This window comes from Achromobacter sp. Root170 (genome assembly GCF_001428165.1).
GTDB classification, from domain to species: domain Bacteria; phylum Pseudomonadota; class Gammaproteobacteria; order Burkholderiales; family Burkholderiaceae_B; genus Achromobacter; species Achromobacter mucicolens.
Genome location: NZ_LMHN01000015.1, coordinates 736,763 through 752,069, shown reverse-complemented (window position 1 = coordinate 752,069; position 15,307 = coordinate 736,763). Strand labels below are relative to the sequence as shown.

Sequence of the window (15,307 nt, the reverse complement as noted above, 5' to 3'; positions counted from 1 at the left end):
AACATTTTTTTTGGCGTTGCGCAATGGGTACAAACACCACCACATCGGTGCATGCCGCACTCGGTTACGCACCGAGATTGTGCGACGCACTAGACCGTTCGGCCGGGCAGGTGCGCCTGAATCAGCTTGTCGGCCATCGAAGCCACCCGCCCGGCGGGCCCACCCGCCCCGAAAAGCTGGCTGGATACGAACGCGCCTTCGATCAATAGCAGCAGTCCATCGGCCAGGGCTTCGGGATCTTCCGCGCCCATCCCGGCGGCCATGGCGTTCAGCCGGCGGCGCAATTCGCGTTTGTGTTCAACGGCCACGACGCGGGCCGGATGATTGGGTTCGGGGTATTCGACCGCGGCGTTCGTCAGCCCGCATCCCCGGTAGCCGTTCTGCACCGCACGTCCTGCCATGCCTGTCAGGTAGTCGAGCAATTGGGCGCGCGGATCTCCCGGATGGGCGGCGCACGCGGCGTCAAAGCGCCCCCAGAATTCGGCGTCGTAATCGCGCAGGTACGCAGCCGCCAATTCGTCCTTCGAGGAAAAACTGCGGTACAGGCTGGGTTTCGTCACGCCAGCCTGGTTGACGATGGCGTCCACGCCCACGGCGCGGATGCCGTCGCGGTAGAACATCTCGCGCGCGGTCTTACGGATGCGGTCGGCCGCCAGCAGCGGCTTGGATGGAGTGGCGCCCGGTGCGGCGGACGTGGGGGAACTCTTGCTGGCCATACGAGGCTCCTTTTCTGCGAAACAGCGCGAGCGGCCATCTTCGAAAACAGGGTCGCCAAAAATCGCTTGACGATGTTACTGACCGGTACGTACTATCCGCAAACCTCAATACGTACCGGTCAGTAACATGAGTATAGCCCAGCCTCCATTCCCCTTCCGCCGCGCCGGTCAGAAGTACGCGTTCGTGGTGGTTGCCGTGATTTTCCTGTCGCTGCTGGTCGCGGCCGGCCTGCGATCTTCGCCCAGTGTGCTACTGGTGCCGCTGGAAGAAACGTTCGGATGGAGCCGAAGTTCGATCTCGTTTGCCGCCGCGCTGGGCATCTTTCTGTACGGACTGGTTGGCCCCTTCGCAGCCGCCGCGATGGAGCGCTTTGGATTGCGGCGCGTGCTGATCACGGCGCTGATCCTGATGTCGGCCTCCAGCGCCGTCAGCGCCTACATGACCGAACCCTGGCATCTGATCATGACCTGGGGCGTGTTCTCGGGCATCAGTTCGGGCGCCGTGGCGATCGTGATGGGCGCGACCGTGGTGAACCGCTGGTTCGTCAAGCACCGCGGACTGATGATGGGCCTTCTGACCGCCAGCGCCGCCACCGGCACGCTGGTGTTCCTGCCGGTGCTGGCCGCGCTGGCCTCGTCGGGCGACTGGACGCGCGTGGTCTGGACGGTGGCCGGCGCCGCGGCCGCGCTGGTGCCGCTGGCCTGGTGGCTGGTGCCCGACCGCCCGTCCAGCGTGGGTCTCGTGCCCTTTGGCAGCGATCCGCATGCGACGCCCGCCCCCGCCGCGCCGCGCACCGGCATGGTGGCCGCCACCTTCGGCACGCTGGCGCGCGCGGCCCGCACGCGCACGTTCTGGTATTTGTTCGCCACCTTTTTCGTGTGCGGGTTCACGACCAATGGCCTGGTGGGCACGCACCTGATCGCACTTTGCGGCGACCACGGCATGCCCGAAGTGCAGGCGGCCGGCTTGCTGGCCATGATGGGCATCTTCGACCTGCTTGGGACCACGGCCTCCGGGTGGCTGACCGACCGCTACGACCCGCGCAAGCTGCTCTTCGTGTACTACGCGCTGCGCGGCCTGTCGCTGATGTACCTGCCCTATTCCGATTTCTCGTTCTACAGCCTGTCGATCTTCGCGATCTTTTTTGGCCTGGACTGGATTGCCACGGTGCCGCCCACGCTGCGCCTGACGACGGAAGCCTTCGGCGAACGCGACGCCTCGATCGTCTTCGGGTGGATCGTGGCGGGCCACCAGATGGGCGCGGCAAGCGCCGCCTGGATGGCGGGCGCCCTGCGCGAAGCCCAGGGCAGCTACCTGATGGCTTTTGTGATCTCGGGCTCGACCGGCATCATCGCCGCCGTGCTGGCGCTCATGATCGGCAGAAAGCGCGTGGTGGCGCAACCTGCCTGAACTCGCCCGTCCGCTTGCACGCAGGCGCCTGCATTCGGAAGGGCAGCGGCGGTCCGCCCTGCCCTCAGGCCGCGCCGCCGGTGCGCCCGCGCAGGTTATAGGCCTTCTTGCCGCCCACGTGTTTGCGGATGAGGGCTTCGGCGCGTTCGCCGTCACGCGCCATCAACGCCTGCACAAAGGCCTCGTGGTCGGCGACCGCCGTCGTCCATTCGTCCAGGTCGAAATTGGACTTGTAGCGCAGCGCCTGCACCTGCAGGTTCAGCCGGTCGTAGGAGTGTGACAACGCCGGGTTGTGCGCGGCGCGATTGATCGCGATGTGCGTGCCCATGCTGGCCGCGAAGTACGCGCGAATGTCCCGTTTTTCATAGTTTTCAAGCATCTGCGCATGCAGCCGCCCGATCTGCGCCAGCTCGGCGTCGGACGCGCGCTCGGCGGCGCTGCGCACCGCCAGCCCTTCCAGCACCGACAACACATCGAAGATGTTCTCGATGTCCTCGGCGGACAGCTCGATCACCATTGCGCCGCGCTTGGGCTGCAGCGTCACCAGGCCATCCGAGGCCAGCATCCGGTACGCCTCGCGCAGCGGCGTGCGCGAAATCTTCAGTTGATCGCACAGATCCCGTTCGTTCAGCCACGTGCCGGGCTTTAGCGTGCCATCGATGATGAGCTGGCGCAGCCGTTCCGCCACGACCGCCGGCAGCGTGGGATGGTGAATGGCCAAATCGGGGACGGAGACATCGGCAATCAAGGGTTCAGGGTTAGCCATGGGTTGTTCATGCTCGCAACATCGACTATTTTTGTATCTGGTATACCAAACACCAACGGCATACCAACCTGACCCAATCATAGAGCAAGCAGCCCCTGGGCAGGACTCATCCACCAAAGGAGACCCTATGAATAAGCATGCTCGCGCCTGGACCGGCGTATTGATGCTGGCCGCCGGCCTCGCGGCGGCCACCCCCGCCGTGGCGCAGGACCCGGTCAAGTGGCCTGAACGTCCCATCCGGCTGGTCGTCGGCTTCGTGCCCGGCGGCGGCACCGACGTGTCTGCCCGCATCCTGTCTGCGCGCCTGTCCACCCTGCTGGGCCAGCAGGTCGTGGTCGAAAACAAGCCGGGGGCTTCCGGCCTGATTGCGGCCGACTATGTGGTCAAGGCGGATCCGGACGGCTACACGCTGCTGCTGGCCAATATGCAGTCCACCGTGGCCGCGCCTTACGTCGTCCAGTCCAACATCGATCCCAACAAGGATTTCACGGCGGTGCGGTACATCGGGTCGGTGCCGAACGTGCTGGTCGTCAATCCCGCCAAGCACGCGTACACCACGGTGCAGAACCTGGTGGACGACGCCCGCGCCAAGCCCAAGCAACTCTTGTACGCGTCGTCCGGCATGGGCAGCCCGCAGCATCTGAGCGCCGCGCGCTTCTCGCAGATTGCCGGGGTGCAGATGGAGCACGTGCCGTACAAGGGCAGCGGCCAGGCCATGACCGACCTGCTGGGCGGCAGCGTGGACCTGAACTTCGACACGCTGCCGGGCGCGATCAACCAGATCCAGGCCGGCAAGCTGCGGCCGCTGGCCGTGACCAGTGCGCAGCGCAGCAAGCGGCTGCCCGATGTGCCGACGCTGGCCGAATCCGGCATCAAGGGCCTGGACGTCGTGCAGTGGTACGCGGTCCTGGCTCCGGCCAAGCTGCCCCACCCGATCATGGAAAAGCTCGACCGGGCGCTTGCCCAGACGCTGGCCGACCCCGAGGTCGCCGCCAAGCTCGCCGACCAGGGCATGGACCTGGGCGGCGGTCCGCAATCCCCCGCCGCCTTCGCCTCGTACGTGCGGGACGAATGGAGCAAGTACGGCAAGCTCACCGCAAGCCTGGGCCTGACGAAGCAGTAAGGCCCGCAAAAAGCCCCGCAGTAAGCCCCAACAACGGGCACGACTCACCTGGCGGGGGACGCTCCCCCCGCGCATGCAAAAGGAATCCCATGACCGCTACTTCCACCCCGGGCTCCTCGCCCATCCTGCTGCACCGCGACGGCGACATCGCAACCGTGGTGCTGAACCGGCCGGAAAAGCTCAACGCCTTCACCATCGACGGCTGGCGCCTGCTGGGCGACACCTTTCTCGAATTGGACCGTGACGACGGCGTGCGCTGCGTGCTGCTGCGCGGCGCGGGCGAGAAGGCATTTTCGCCGGGCAACGATATCGGAGAGTTCGAGACGGCCCGCAGCAACAAGCGGCAGGCCGTGGAGTACGGCGCCGTCATGCGCCGCACGATCGAGGCGATCGGCGGGTGCCGCCACCCCGTGGTGGCGCAGATCCATGGCATCTGCGTGGGCGGCGGGCTGGAGATCGCCAGCCTGGCCGACGTGCGCATCTGCGGGGAAAGCTCGCGGTTCGGCGTGCCCATCAAGAATCTGGGGCTGGTGATGTCGTATTCGGAACTGGCCCCGCTGGTTCGACTGGTCGGTCCCACCGTGGCGCTGCAGGTGCTGCTGGAAGGCAACATCTTTGACGCCGCCGAGGCCTTGCGCCTGGGCGTGGTCTCGCGCGTGGTGGCCGATGACCAGGTGGCAGCCGACGCCCAGGCAACGGCCCGCCGGATCGCGGACGGCGCGCCGCTGGTGGCCCGCTGGCACAAGAAGTTCGTGCGCAACCTGGTGCAAGGCAAGGCGCTGACCGATGCCGACCGCGACGAAGCTTTCGACTGCTTCGACACCGAGGATTTCCGCGCCGGCTACCGCGCCTTCCTGGCCAAGGCCAAACCGCAATTCAGCGGCCGCTGAACGAACGATCGAGGAACACGCATGCACAACGACAACCGCGGCTCCGGCCGCCCGCCCTTCCCCGCTTCCGATGCCCCCGCCGCCGGCGCGCTGGCCGGCATGCGCGTCATCGAGCTGTCGCAGATCATGGCCGGCCCCACCTGCGGCATGATGCTCGCGGACCTGGGCGCCGATGTCATCAAGGTCGAGAAGATCGACGGCGGCGACGATTCGCGCCAATACCGCGATCCGCAGATCAACGGCATCTCCGCGCCTTTCCTGATGCTCAACCGCAACAAGCGCGCCATTGCGCTGGACCTGAAGCATCCCGACGGCAAGAAGGTGCTCTTGCGCATGATCCGCGACGCCGACGTGGTGACCGAGAACTTCCGCAAGGGCACGATGGAGAAACTGGGCCTGGGCTACGACACGCTGCGCAAGGAGAACCCGGGCCTCATCTATTGCGCCGTCTCGGGCTATGGCACCACGGGCCCCTATGCCGACAAGGGCGGATTTGATCTCGTGGCGCAGGGCTTCTCGGGGTTGATGGCCATCACCGGCGAACCCGGCGGGCCGCCGCTGCGCACCGGCAACTCGGTGGCCGACATAAACGCGGGCCTGCTCGCGGCGTTCGGCGTGCTGGCGGCCTACCAGCACAAGCAGCGCACTGGCGAAGGCCAGATCGTGGAGACCTCGCTGCTGGAGGCCAGCCTGCAGCAGCTCTACTGGCATGCCGCCATCTACTTCGGCAGCGGCGTCTCGCCGGGTCCCACGGGGTCGGCGCACGTGCTGAGCGCGCCCTATCAGGCGTTTCCCACGCGTACCGACTGGATCATCATCGGCGGCGCCAACGAAAAGAACTGGCAGCGCATCGCGCAGGCGCTGGGCAAGCCCGAATGGGCCGACGATCCGCGCTTTGCGCGCAACCGCGACCGCATGCAGAACCGCGACGAACTGGTCGAGGAGATTTCCGCCATCCTGAAAACCCGCGACGCGCAGGAATGGCTGGACATCTTCGATGCGGCCGGCGTGCCCGCCGGTCCGGTGCACTCGATCGCGCAGGCCTTGTCGCACCCGCAGACGCTGGCGCGTGAAATGGTGGTCGAACAGGACCATCCGGTAGCGGGCAAGGTCCGCACGGTGGGCATGCCCGTGAAACTGTCCGCCACGCCAGCCCGGTATCATCGCGCCGCGCCGCGGCTGGGCGAGGATTCCATTGCGATCCTGGGCGAGTTCGGCTATGACAGGCAGGAGATCGACGCGCTGATCGACGCCGGTGTGGTCGCGGCCGTGGACCGCGAGCCGGTGCAGGCTTGATGCCAGCAGAACGCAAGGCGGGAGACCGCCTTGCGTCAGGTCTTGCTTACTCCACTTCGCCCAGGTACGCGGCGCGCACCTTGGGATCGTGCAGCATGTCGCGCGCGGGTCCCGACAGGGTGATCTCGCCCGACTCCATCACGTAGCCGCGATGGCTGTTTTCCAGGGCCAAGCGCGCGTTCTGCTCGATAAGCAGAATCGTCACGCCTTCGCTGGCAATGGTGCGAACCACGTCGAACACCTTTTCGACCATCAGCGGCGCAAGCCCCATCGACGGCTCGTCCAGCAGCAGCAGCTTGGGGCGCGCGATCATCGCGCGGCCCATCGCCACCATCTGCTGCTCGCCGCCCGACAGCGTGCCGGCGGCCTGCTTGCGGCGTTCGGCCAGGCGCGGGAACAAGGTGAAGACGCGGTCCGTGTCCTGGCGGATCTGCGCGGCGTCGCGGCGGATGTAACCGCCCATCGCCAGGTTTTCCTCAATGGTGAGCTGCCCGAAGATGCCGCGGCCCTCGGGCACCATGACCAGGCCCTTGCGGACCAGTTCGTGCGACTTCTGTCCGCCGATGGATTGCCCGGCATAGACGACCTCGCCGCCGGCCAGCGGCACCAGGCCGCAGATGGCGCGCAGCGTCGTGCTCTTGCCCGCGCCGTTGGCGCCGATCAGGCAGACCAGTTCGCCGTCGTCCACGCGCAGGTCGATGCCGCGCACCGCGCGGATGCCGCCGTAGGACACTTGCAGGCCCCGCAGCTCGAGCAGGGGTTGGGATGCCGTCATGTTGCCTGGCCCTCGTTGTGGATGAGCGGATCCTGCGCAGCCCCGGCGCCCAGATACGCTTCAATGACCTTGGGATCGCGCTGCACCTGGGCAGGCTTGCCCATCGCCAGCACCTTCCCGTATTCCAGCACCAGCACGCGATCGCACAGGCCCATGACGAGCTTCATGTCGTGTTCGATCAGCAGCACGGTGACCCCGTCGGCGCGGATCTTTTCCACCAGCTTGCGCAGCACGACCGTTTCCGAGGCGTTCATGCCCGCGGCGGGTTCGTCCAGCGCTAGCAGCTTCGGATCCGTTGCGAGCGCGCGGGCGATCTCCAGACGCCGCTGGTCGCCGTAAGGCAGCGACCGCGCGACGTCGTTCGCGCGATGGCCGATGCCCACATAGTCCAGCAGCTCCTGGGCGCGCGCCTCGATGGCGGCTTCTTCGGCACGCGTCGCGCGGGTGCGCAGCACCGCGCCCAGCACGCCCGCGCGGGTGCGCATGTGGCGGCCGATCATCACGTTCTCGATCGCGCTCAGGTTCGCGAAGAGGCGAATGTTCTGGAAGGTGCGCGCCAGGCCCGCGTACGCGACCTCGTGCGGCTTCTTGCCGGACATGGACTCGCCGTTGAACGTGCAGGTGCCTTCCTCGGGAATGTAGAGGCCGGTCAGCACGTTGAACAACGTCGTCTTGCCCGCGCCGTTCGGACCGATCAGGCCATAGATCTCGCCTTGTTCGATGTCGAAACTGACGCCCGACAGGGCCTGCAGCCCGCCGAAGCGCTTGCCCAGTCCCTGGGCTTGCAGCAGTTTGCTCATGCCGCGCCTCCTTGCGTCTTGGTGGCAAGTTCGCGCTTGCGCACCGCCGACGGCCACAGCCCGGCCGGACGGAACAGCATCACGCACACCATCGCCAAGCCGAACAGCAGCATGCGGATGCCTTCCGGATCCAGCACCACGGCGCCGAACAGCATGTGCTGGACGGGTTCCACGACGGCGCGCAGGAATTCCGGCAACGCGGCCAGGATCAGCGCGCCCAGGATGACGCCCGGAATGTGGCCCATGCCGCCGAGCACCACCATGCACAGGATCGAAATGGACTCCATGAGCGAGAAGCTCTCGGGGCTGACGAAGCCCTGCATCGATGCGAAGAGCGCGCCCGCGACGCCCCCGAACGATGCGCCCATCGCAAAGGCCAGCAGCTTGATGTTGCGGGTGTTGATGCCCATCGCCTTGGCGGCGATTTCGTCTTCGCGGATGGCTTCCCACGCGCGGCCGATGCGCGAGTTCTGCAAACGCACGCACACCACGACGATGATCAGCGTGAGCGCGAGCAGCAGGTAGTAGTACTTTTCCGGCCCGGTGAACCGGATGCCCATCAGGTTCTGCGTTCGGCCAAAGACAAACTCGCCCACCTTGAAGGTGTCGATGCGGTTGATGCCTTGCGGCCCGTTGGTGATGTTGATCGGCGCATTCAGGTTGTTCAGGAAGATGCGGATGATCTCGCCAAAGCCCAGCGTCACGATGGCCAGGTAGTCGCCTCGCAACTTCAATGTCGGCGCGCCCAGCAGCACCCCGAACAGGCACGCGACCGCCAGCGCGATCGGCAGGATCGCCCAGAACGGCAGGTGCAGCCCGAAATGCGGCGAGGCAAGCAGCGCCCACGTGTAGGCCCCCACCGCGTAAAACGCGATATAGCCCAGGTCCAGGAGACCCGCGAAGCCCACCACGATGTTCAGCCCCAGCGACAGCATCACGTACAGCAGCGCGAAGTTCAGGATGCGGACCCAGCTCTGGCCTGCCATGCCGATGACGAACGGCAGCACGGCCAGGACGACGCCGATCAGGGCGATGCCGATCAGGTTGCGGGTGGAGAACCCGCTTTTCTTCAGATGGGCGTTCATGCGCGATCCCCCACCCGTTCACCCAGGAGACCCGAGGGACGGAAGATCAGCACCAGCACCAGCACGAAGAACGCAAACACGTCCTGATAATGGCTGCCCAAAAAGCCGCCGGTCAGGTCTCCGATGTAGCCCGCGCCCAGGGATTCGATGATGCCCAGCAGCAAGCCGCCGGCCATGGCGCCGACCAGGTTGCCGATCCCGCCCAGCACGGCGGCGGTGAACGCCTTCAGGCCCAGCATGAAGCCCATCGTGTATTGCGACACGCCGTAATACGTGGCGACCATCATGCCCGCCACGGCGGCAAGCGCCGACCCGATCAGGAAGGCTGCCGAAATCACCGTATTGATATTCACGCCCATCAGGCCCGCGACCTCGCGATTCTGCGCGGTGGCGCGCATCGCGGTGCCCAGCCGGGTCTTGTGCACGACGGCCAGCAAGCCGCCCATGATGAGCGCCGCGATCACCACGATGGCGATCTGCAGCGTGCTCATGCGCGCGCCGGCAAACTCGAACACCTGCGGCGACAGCACTTGCGGGAAGTTCAGGTAGTTGCGGCCCCAGCCCATCATCGCCACGTTCTGCAGGATGATGGACACGCCGATGGCCGTGATGAGAGCCGCCAGGCGGGGCGCGCGGCGCAGCGGCCGGTAGGCCACGCGTTCGGCCGTCCAGCCCACCGCCATGCACAGGGGCACCGAGACCAGCAGGCCCACGCCCAGGACCACAAAGGCCGAGACGCCGGGATCGCCGCCCACCAGCGAAATGGCGATCGTGGTGGCCGCCATCGCGCCGATCATGACGACGTCGCCATGCGCGAAGTTGATCAGCCCGATGATGCCGTACACCATGGTGTAGCCAAGGGCGACCAGGGCGTACACGCTGCCAAGCGTGACGCCGTTAATCAGTTGTTGAATGAAGATATCCATAGGGGCCGCTGAATAAGCCTGGAAGAATCGCGCGGGGCGGCCAGGGCGCAAAGGCCTGGCCGCGCGTCGCGCGCCGCAGCGCCGGACGGCGCGTGCGGAAAAAAGCGGGCGGATCGTGGCGCATGGCCTGCGCCGCCCTGGTTTCGAGCCGGTTTAGTTGGCCTGGCTGACCATCGTTTCAACCATCTCCCACTTGCCGTTCTTGACTTCGTAGATGGTGACCGAGATTTCCTTCAGATCGCCCTTGTCGTCGTAGGAAATGTGCTCGCTCGTCGCGCCCTTGCGGTTCAGCTTGGCCAGCTTGGGCAGATACTTTTCGGGTTCGGCGGAACCGGCCTGTTCGATGGCCGTGATCATGTTCCAGGCGCCGTCGTAGGCGTACGGCGCGTACACGCCGGGGGCCTTCTTGAAGCGGGCCTGGTAACGCTGCTCGAAGTCCTTGCCCGCGGCCATCTTGTCCAGCGGCACGCCGGCCAGCGACGCGTAGGTGCCGTCGGCGGCGTCGCCCGCCAGCTTGATGAACGTGTCGCTGCGCGTCATTTCGCCGGACACGAGCGGCGCCTTCAGGCCCAGCGTGGCGAGCTGGCGCTTCATGGGGCCGGACTGCGCGTCCAGGCCGCCGTAGAAGATGGCGTCAGGCGCGGAGCCCTTGATGTTGGTCAGGATGGCCGTGAAGTCGTTGGCCTTGTCGGTGGTGTACTCGCGGCGCACGACCTGGCCGCCAGCGGCCTTGACGGCCTTCTCGACCTCGTCGGCCAGACCCTGGCCGTAGGCGGTGCGGTCGTCGATGATCGCAACCTTCTTGGCCTTCAGGTTTTGCACGATGAACTTGCCGACCGCGGCGCCCTGCTGGGTGTCGCTGGTCATCATGCGGAACGTGGTTTCGTAGCCCTGCTTGGTGTACTCGGGCGAGGTCGCCATGGCGATCTGCGGCAGGCCGGCCTCATGGTAGACACGCGATGCCGGGATGGTGGTGCCCGAGTTGAAGTGTCCCAGGATGCCCACGACGTCCTGATCGACGAGCTGCTGGGCCACCTGCACGCCCACGCGCGGGTCAGCCTGGTCATCGCGCGAAACCAGCACAAACTTGGCCGTCTCGCCGTCAACCTTGATGCCCTTCTTGTTGGCTTCTTCGAGCGCCAGGTTCAGACCGTTCTGCATGTCCTCGCCGTAGTGCGATTGCGGACCGGTCAGCGGGGCGGCAAAGCCGAACTTGATGTCGGCGGCCTGCGCGGCGGCGGTCATGCCAGCGGCGGCGATGCTGGCGGCGAGGAGCTTCAAAGTGGTGCGCAACTTCATGGGGAATCCTCCGAGGTATCGGACTAAGGCCTTGTTATACCTGAGCTTTTAGCCAGGCTTTTGGTTTTTTACTACCGCGGGCCCAGTGATCTCCGGGTCCCGCGCATGCATTTTCTGCAGAGTCTGAATGCCGGATTGCGGCAGCCAGACCAGAGGTGCGACCGGATTTTCGTTCCAGTGCAACCTAGCCCGATATTGGAGATAACCCTTGGATACCCAAGGGTTACCCCTGGTGACGTTTAACCGATCGTCATGAGGCTGGCGTTGCCGCCCGCCGCGGCAGTGTTGACGCTGACGGAACGCTCGGTCAGGAGGCGCTCCGGCACGTAGCTGGCGCCGGCCGCCAGCGCGTCGGACGTCAGGCCGTGCACCGCCAGAATGGCGCCCGGGCGCCGCGCGATGCGCTGATTCAGCGCCTTGAGCGCATCGCCATCGCCTTCGAACAGCACCGCCTGGTAGTCGGCGTCGTCGACGTCGGTATCAGCCAGAATGCCCGCCTGACCCTGCTGCTCGGCGTCCAGCGTCGCCAGCAGCGCCTGTGCGGCCGGCGTGTCGGCAAACCAGGCGTGGTTGCCGGTCAGGCGCGCCACGGACCACTGCGCGCGCGCGCCCGCCTCGGTGGCGGCCACGCAGTACACGGCGCCGCGCGGCTCGACCATGTAGGTATTGGTCTCGCCGGTCGGACCCGGCAAGGCGATACGCTGCGGCAGCGGCGCCGCGGCGTCCAGCGCCGGCGGCAGACCTGCGGGGCGCGTGCCGAGCAGGCGGTACATGTACAGCGGACCGCCCGCCTTCGGACCCGTGCCCGACAGGGCTTCGCCGCCGAACGGCTGCACGCCCACCACGGCGCCCACGATGTTGCGGTTGACGTAGACGTTGCCGGCGTGAACCTGGCCCGTCACATGCGCGATGGTTTCATCGATGCGGGTGTGCACGCCGAACGTCAGCCCGTACCCCGTGCCGTTGATGGCATCGAGCAGCGCGTCCAGCTCGTCGCGCTTGTAGCGGACCACGTGCAGGACCGGCCCGAAGACTTCGCGGGTCAGCTCGCTGACGTTGTCGATTTCGATGATGGTCGGCGGCACGAACGTGCCATGACGGCATTCGCCGTTCAGCTCGACCTGGTCGATGCGATGACCGGCCGTGCGCATGGCTTCGATGTGACGCTGGATGCCGTTGCGCGCCTCCGTGTCGATGACGGGACCGACATCGACGGACAAGCGGTCGGGGTTGCCGACGGCGAGTTCGCGCATCGCGCCGCGGAGCATGGTCAGCACGTGGTCCGCGTTGTCTTCCTGCACGCATAGCACGCGCAGCGCCGAGCAGCGCTGGCCCGCCGAATCGAACGCGGAACTGAGCACATCAAACACCACCTGCTCGGACAGCGCCGACGAATCCACCACCATGGCGTTCTGGCCGCCGGTTTCGGCGATGAGGGGAATGGTGTGTCCGTTATCGTCCAGGCGATCGGCGAGCGTGCGGGCAATGATGCGCGCCACGTCGGTTGAGCCGGTGAACATCACGCCGCGCACGCCAGGGTTGGCCACCAGTTGCGCGCCCACGGTCTCGCCGCGGCCCGGCAACAACTGCACGGCGCCGGCGGGCACGCCGGCCGCGCGCAGGATGGCCACGGCTTGCGCGGCGATCAGCGGCGTCTGCTCGGCCGGCTTGGCCAGCACGGTATTGCCCGCCGCAAGCGCTGCCGCCACCTGGCCGGTAAAGATTGCCAACGGGAAATTCCACGGGCTGATGCACAGCACGGTGCCCAGCGGACGGTGCGTGTCGTTGCTGAATTCCTGCTCGGCCTGATCGGCGTAGTAGCGCAGGAAATCGACGGCCTCGCGCACTTCGGCGATGGCGTTGGGCAGCGACTTGCCGGCTTCGCGCACGATCAGGCCCAACAGGGTCTGCATCTGCTCTTCCAGCAATTGCGCCGCGCGGCGCAGGCACTGGGCGCGCTCGGCCACGGGCGTGGACTGCCAGATCGGCGCGGCGTTGGCGGCCGCGCGCAGGGCGATGTCCGCATCGGCGGAATCGGCCTCGATGACATGACCCACCACGTCGCGCAGGTTGGCGGGGTTGCGCACCTCGATGGCCTTGGCGGCATCCCAGTGTTCGCCGCCTTCTCCCAGCATGGGACCGGCGCGCCACGGCGTGCCGGCGCTGGCCAAGAGCGCCGCCGACAGCGATCCCAGGCGGTGTTCGTTGCTCAGGTCAAGACCCGCCGAATTGGCGCGCGCGCCGTCTTGGGGATTGCCGAAGAGCTCGCGCGGCAGCGGGATCTTCTCGTGCGGCGCGCCCAGAGGCGTGATGCGCGAAGCGGCTTCCACCGGATCGGCGACCAGCGTCTCGACGGCGATGGAATCATCGCCAATCAGGTTCACGAACGACGTGTTGGCGCCGTTCTCCAGCAGGCGGCGCACCAGGTACGCCAGCAGCGTTTCGTGCGTGCCGACCGGCGCGTAGATCCGGCAGGGGCGGTTGAGCTTGCCCTGCGCCAGTGGGCCGACGACTTCTTCGTACAGCGGTTCGCCCATGCCGTGCAGGCACTGGAACTCGTACTGGCCGGGGTAGTAGTTCTGGCCGGCAAGCTGATAGATCGCCGCCAGCGTGTATGCGTTGTGCGTGGCGAACTGCGGGTACACGGCTTCGGGCGCGGCCAGCAGTTTGCGGGCGCAGGCAATGTAGGCCACGTCCGTGTACAGCTTGCGGGTGTAGACCGGATAGCCTTCCAGGCCATCGACCTGCGCGCGCTTGATTTCGCTATCCCAATAGGCGCCCTTCACCAGGCGCACCATCACGCGGTGACGGCTGCGGCGGGCCAGGTCGATCACGTAATCGATGACGAACGGCGCACGCTTCTGATAGGCCTGGATGACGAAACCGATGCCGCTCCAGCCTTCGAGTTCGGGTGTGAAGCAAAGCGCTTCCAGCAGATCCAGCGAGATTTCCAGACGGTCGGCTTCTTCGGCGTCGATGTTCAGGCCGATGTCGTAGCTGCGCGCCAGGATGGTCAGAGCCTTCACGCGCGGCAGCAGCTCGGCCATGACGCGCTCGCGCTGGGCGCGCGAATAACGCGGGTGCAGCGCGGACAGCTTGATGGAGATGCCGGGGCCTTCGTAGATGCCGCGTCCCGCGGCGGCCTTGCCGATCGCGTGAATGGCCTGCTCATACGACGCGTAGTAGCGCTCGGCGTCTTCGGCCGTGGTGGCCGCTTCGCCCAGCATGTCGTACGAATAGCGGAAGCCGCGCGATTCCATCTTGCGGTTGTTGGCCAGCGCCTCGGAGATCGTCTGGCCCGACACGAACTGTTCGCCCATCATGCGCATGGCCATGTTCACGCCCTTGCGCACCAGCGGCTCGCCGCCCTTGCCGATCAGGCGCGTCAGCGCCTTGGACAGCGACTGCTCGCTGCTCACGGCCACCAGCTTGCCGGTGATCATCAGGCCCCACGTGGCGGCGTTGACGAACAGCGACTGCGAGCCGCCCATGTGCGACTTCCAGTCGCCGCGGGCCACCTTGTCGCGAATCAGCGCATCGCGCGTGGCGCGGTCAGGAATGCGCAGCAGCGCTTCGGCCAGGCACATCAGCGCCACGCCTTCCTGGCTGGACAGCGAGAATTCCTGGATCAGGCCCTCCACCCCGCCGCCGGTGCGCTTGCCGCGCAGCTTCTTGACCAGGCCGGCTGCCATCGCATGCACCTTTTCAAGATTGGGCACGCGGGCCTGGCCCAGCAGCAGCGGCACGCACTCGGGCTCGGGCCGGCGGTAGGCCGCCGTGATGGCGGCGCGCAGCACGGATTGCGGTTGCACGTCCTGGCCGAATTCGTAGAACGGCGGCGTGGGCGCGGAATGGGCGTCGGCCGCGTCGTCCTCGCCAGCGGCGTCCGCGCTCAGGTGCGACATCTCGGCGGGCAGATGGCCGCGCTCGATCTTGTCCAGATAGGAAAGGATCGCCTGCTTGTGCAGCCAGTGAGGCGTGCAGTTGAGCTTGTGGGCGGCGGCTTTCAGGCGGTCGCGGAGTGCGTCATCGACTTTGACGCCGAGGGTCGTGCTGGCCATAAGAGATTGCTTCCTGTCGCATGGCAAAGGTGTAACTGGGCCCGATCGGAACCCAGTAGGGGTAGGACCGTATGCTAGACAGGTTGCAACCGCGTTTGTATTAAGGTTAACCCTAGGTTAAACCCTAGTTAACCGATTGAGATCGCGGCGGTTATCCGG

12 protein-coding genes are annotated in these 15,307 nt (G+C 66.4%); 4 read left to right on the top strand and 8 right to left on the bottom strand.

What is annotated here, in order from left to right; all coding sequences use genetic code 11:
• Window positions 1-89 precede the first annotated feature (89 nt).
• Window positions 90-716 (bottom strand): TetR/AcrR family transcriptional regulator, encoded by a 627-nt coding sequence (locus tag ASD87_RS17780; RefSeq protein WP_056324325.1) that lies wholly within the window; start codon window positions 714-716, stop codon window positions 90-92.
• Window positions 717-843: 127 nt separating this feature from the next.
• Here ASD87_RS17780 and ASD87_RS17775 point away from each other — a divergent pair, with 127 nt between their 5' ends.
• Window positions 844-2,127 (top strand): MFS transporter, encoded by a 1,284-nt coding sequence (locus tag ASD87_RS17775; protein WP_056324322.1) that lies wholly within the window; start codon window positions 844-846, stop codon window positions 2,125-2,127.
• 64 nt (window positions 2,128-2,191) lie between these two features.
• On the opposite strand, the gene ASD87_RS17770 is transcribed toward ASD87_RS17775, so the two are convergent.
• Window positions 2,192-2,893, bottom strand: coding sequence for a GntR family transcriptional regulator (locus ASD87_RS17770; protein ID WP_056324320.1), 702 nt, complete (start codon window positions 2,891-2,893; stop codon window positions 2,192-2,194).
• Window positions 2,894-3,020: 127 nt separating this feature from the next.
• On the opposite strand from ASD87_RS17770, the gene ASD87_RS17765 reads away from it, so the two are divergent.
• The 3 genes from ASD87_RS17765 to ASD87_RS17755 all read left to right on the top strand — a co-directional run bounded on the left by ASD87_RS17765 (window position 3,021) and on the right by ASD87_RS17755 (window position 6,202).
• Window positions 3,021-4,016, top strand: a complete 996-nt coding sequence (locus ASD87_RS17765) for a tripartite tricarboxylate transporter substrate binding protein (protein ID WP_056324317.1) — start codon at window positions 3,021-3,023, stop codon at window positions 4,014-4,016.
• 89 nt (window positions 4,017-4,105) lie between these two features.
• Window positions 4,106-4,906, top strand: a complete 801-nt coding sequence (locus ASD87_RS17760; RefSeq protein WP_056324314.1) for an enoyl-CoA hydratase/isomerase family protein — start codon at window positions 4,106-4,108, stop codon at window positions 4,904-4,906.
• Window positions 4,907-4,927: 21 nt separating this feature from the next.
• Window positions 4,928-6,202: a CaiB/BaiF CoA-transferase family protein gene (locus ASD87_RS17755; protein WP_056324311.1), complete on the top strand. Its 1,275-nt coding sequence runs from the start codon at window positions 4,928-4,930 to the stop codon at window positions 6,200-6,202.
• 46 nt (window positions 6,203-6,248) lie between these two features.
• On the opposite strand, the gene ASD87_RS17750 is transcribed toward ASD87_RS17755, so the two are convergent.
• From ASD87_RS17750 to putA, 6 genes are all read right to left on the bottom strand, one after another.
• Window positions 6,249-6,977, bottom strand: coding sequence for an ABC transporter ATP-binding protein (locus ASD87_RS17750; protein ID WP_056324308.1), 729 nt, complete (start codon window positions 6,975-6,977; stop codon window positions 6,249-6,251).
• The gene (locus ASD87_RS17745) at window positions 6,974-7,777 is read right to left on the bottom strand and encodes an ABC transporter ATP-binding protein (protein WP_056324304.1); all 804 of its coding nucleotides are present in this window, start codon (window positions 7,775-7,777) and stop codon (window positions 6,974-6,976) included. The genes ASD87_RS17750 and ASD87_RS17745 overlap by 4 nt, the downstream gene beginning before the upstream one ends.
• Window positions 7,774-8,862 carry an ABC transporter ATP-binding protein gene (locus tag ASD87_RS17740; RefSeq protein ID WP_056324301.1) on the bottom strand — a complete coding sequence of 363 codons (1,089 nt, stop codon included), beginning with the start codon at window positions 8,860-8,862 and terminating at the stop codon, window positions 7,774-7,776. Before ASD87_RS17740 ends, ASD87_RS17745 begins: the two co-directional genes overlap by 4 nt.
• Window positions 8,859-9,710 (bottom strand): branched-chain amino acid ABC transporter permease, encoded by an 852-nt coding sequence (locus tag ASD87_RS17735; RefSeq protein WP_369818557.1) that lies wholly within the window; start codon window positions 9,708-9,710, stop codon window positions 8,859-8,861. The genes ASD87_RS17740 and ASD87_RS17735 overlap by 4 nt, the downstream gene beginning before the upstream one ends.
• 231 nt (window positions 9,711-9,941) lie before the next feature.
• The gene (locus ASD87_RS17730) at window positions 9,942-11,087 is read right to left on the bottom strand and encodes a branched-chain amino acid ABC transporter substrate-binding protein (RefSeq protein WP_056324296.1); all 1,146 of its coding nucleotides are present in this window, start codon (window positions 11,085-11,087) and stop codon (window positions 9,942-9,944) included.
• A 239-nt stretch (window positions 11,088-11,326) separates the two neighbouring features.
• A complete protein-coding gene (putA, locus tag ASD87_RS17725) occupies window positions 11,327-15,148 on the bottom strand; it encodes a trifunctional transcriptional regulator/proline dehydrogenase/L-glutamate gamma-semialdehyde dehydrogenase (protein ID WP_056324293.1) in 3,822 nt (1,273 codons plus the stop codon).
• Window positions 15,149-15,307 lie beyond the last annotated feature (159 nt).

What these genes read in the sequence shown, in the direction of transcription:
- ASD87_RS17770 (WP_056324320.1), bottom strand. Translation starts at nt 2,893, where the DNA reads ATGGCTAACCCTGAACCCTTGATTGCCGATGTCTCCGTCCCCGATTTG.
- ASD87_RS17750 (WP_056324308.1), bottom strand. Translation starts at nt 6,977, where the DNA reads ATGACGGCATCCCAACCCCTGCTCGAGCTGCGGGGCCTGCAAGTGTCC.
- ASD87_RS17755 (WP_056324311.1), top strand. Translation starts at nt 4,928, where the DNA reads ATGCACAACGACAACCGCGGCTCCGGCCGCCCGCCCTTCCCCGCTTCC.
- ASD87_RS17760 (WP_056324314.1), top strand. Translation starts at nt 4,106, where the DNA reads ATGACCGCTACTTCCACCCCGGGCTCCTCGCCCATCCTGCTGCACCGC.
- ASD87_RS17730 (WP_056324296.1), bottom strand. Translation starts at nt 11,087, where the DNA reads ATGAAGTTGCGCACCACTTTGAAGCTCCTCGCCGCCAGCATCGCCGCC.
- ASD87_RS17765 (WP_056324317.1), top strand. Translation starts at nt 3,021, where the DNA reads ATGAATAAGCATGCTCGCGCCTGGACCGGCGTATTGATGCTGGCCGCC.
- ASD87_RS17775 (WP_056324322.1), top strand. Translation starts at nt 844, where the DNA reads ATGAGTATAGCCCAGCCTCCATTCCCCTTCCGCCGCGCCGGTCAGAAG.
- putA (WP_056324293.1), bottom strand. Translation starts at nt 15,148, where the DNA reads ATGGCCAGCACGACCCTCGGCGTCAAAGTCGATGACGCACTCCGCGAC.
- ASD87_RS17735 (WP_369818557.1), bottom strand. Translation starts at nt 9,710, where the DNA reads ATGGTGTACGGCATCATCGGGCTGATCAACTTCGCGCATGGCGACGTC.
- ASD87_RS17740 (WP_056324301.1), bottom strand. Translation starts at nt 8,862, where the DNA reads ATGAACGCCCATCTGAAGAAAAGCGGGTTCTCCACCCGCAACCTGATC.
- ASD87_RS17745 (WP_056324304.1), bottom strand. Translation starts at nt 7,777, where the DNA reads ATGAGCAAACTGCTGCAAGCCCAGGGACTGGGCAAGCGCTTCGGCGGG.
- ASD87_RS17780 (WP_056324325.1), bottom strand. Translation starts at nt 716, where the DNA reads ATGGCCAGCAAGAGTTCCCCCACGTCCGCCGCACCGGGCGCCACTCCA.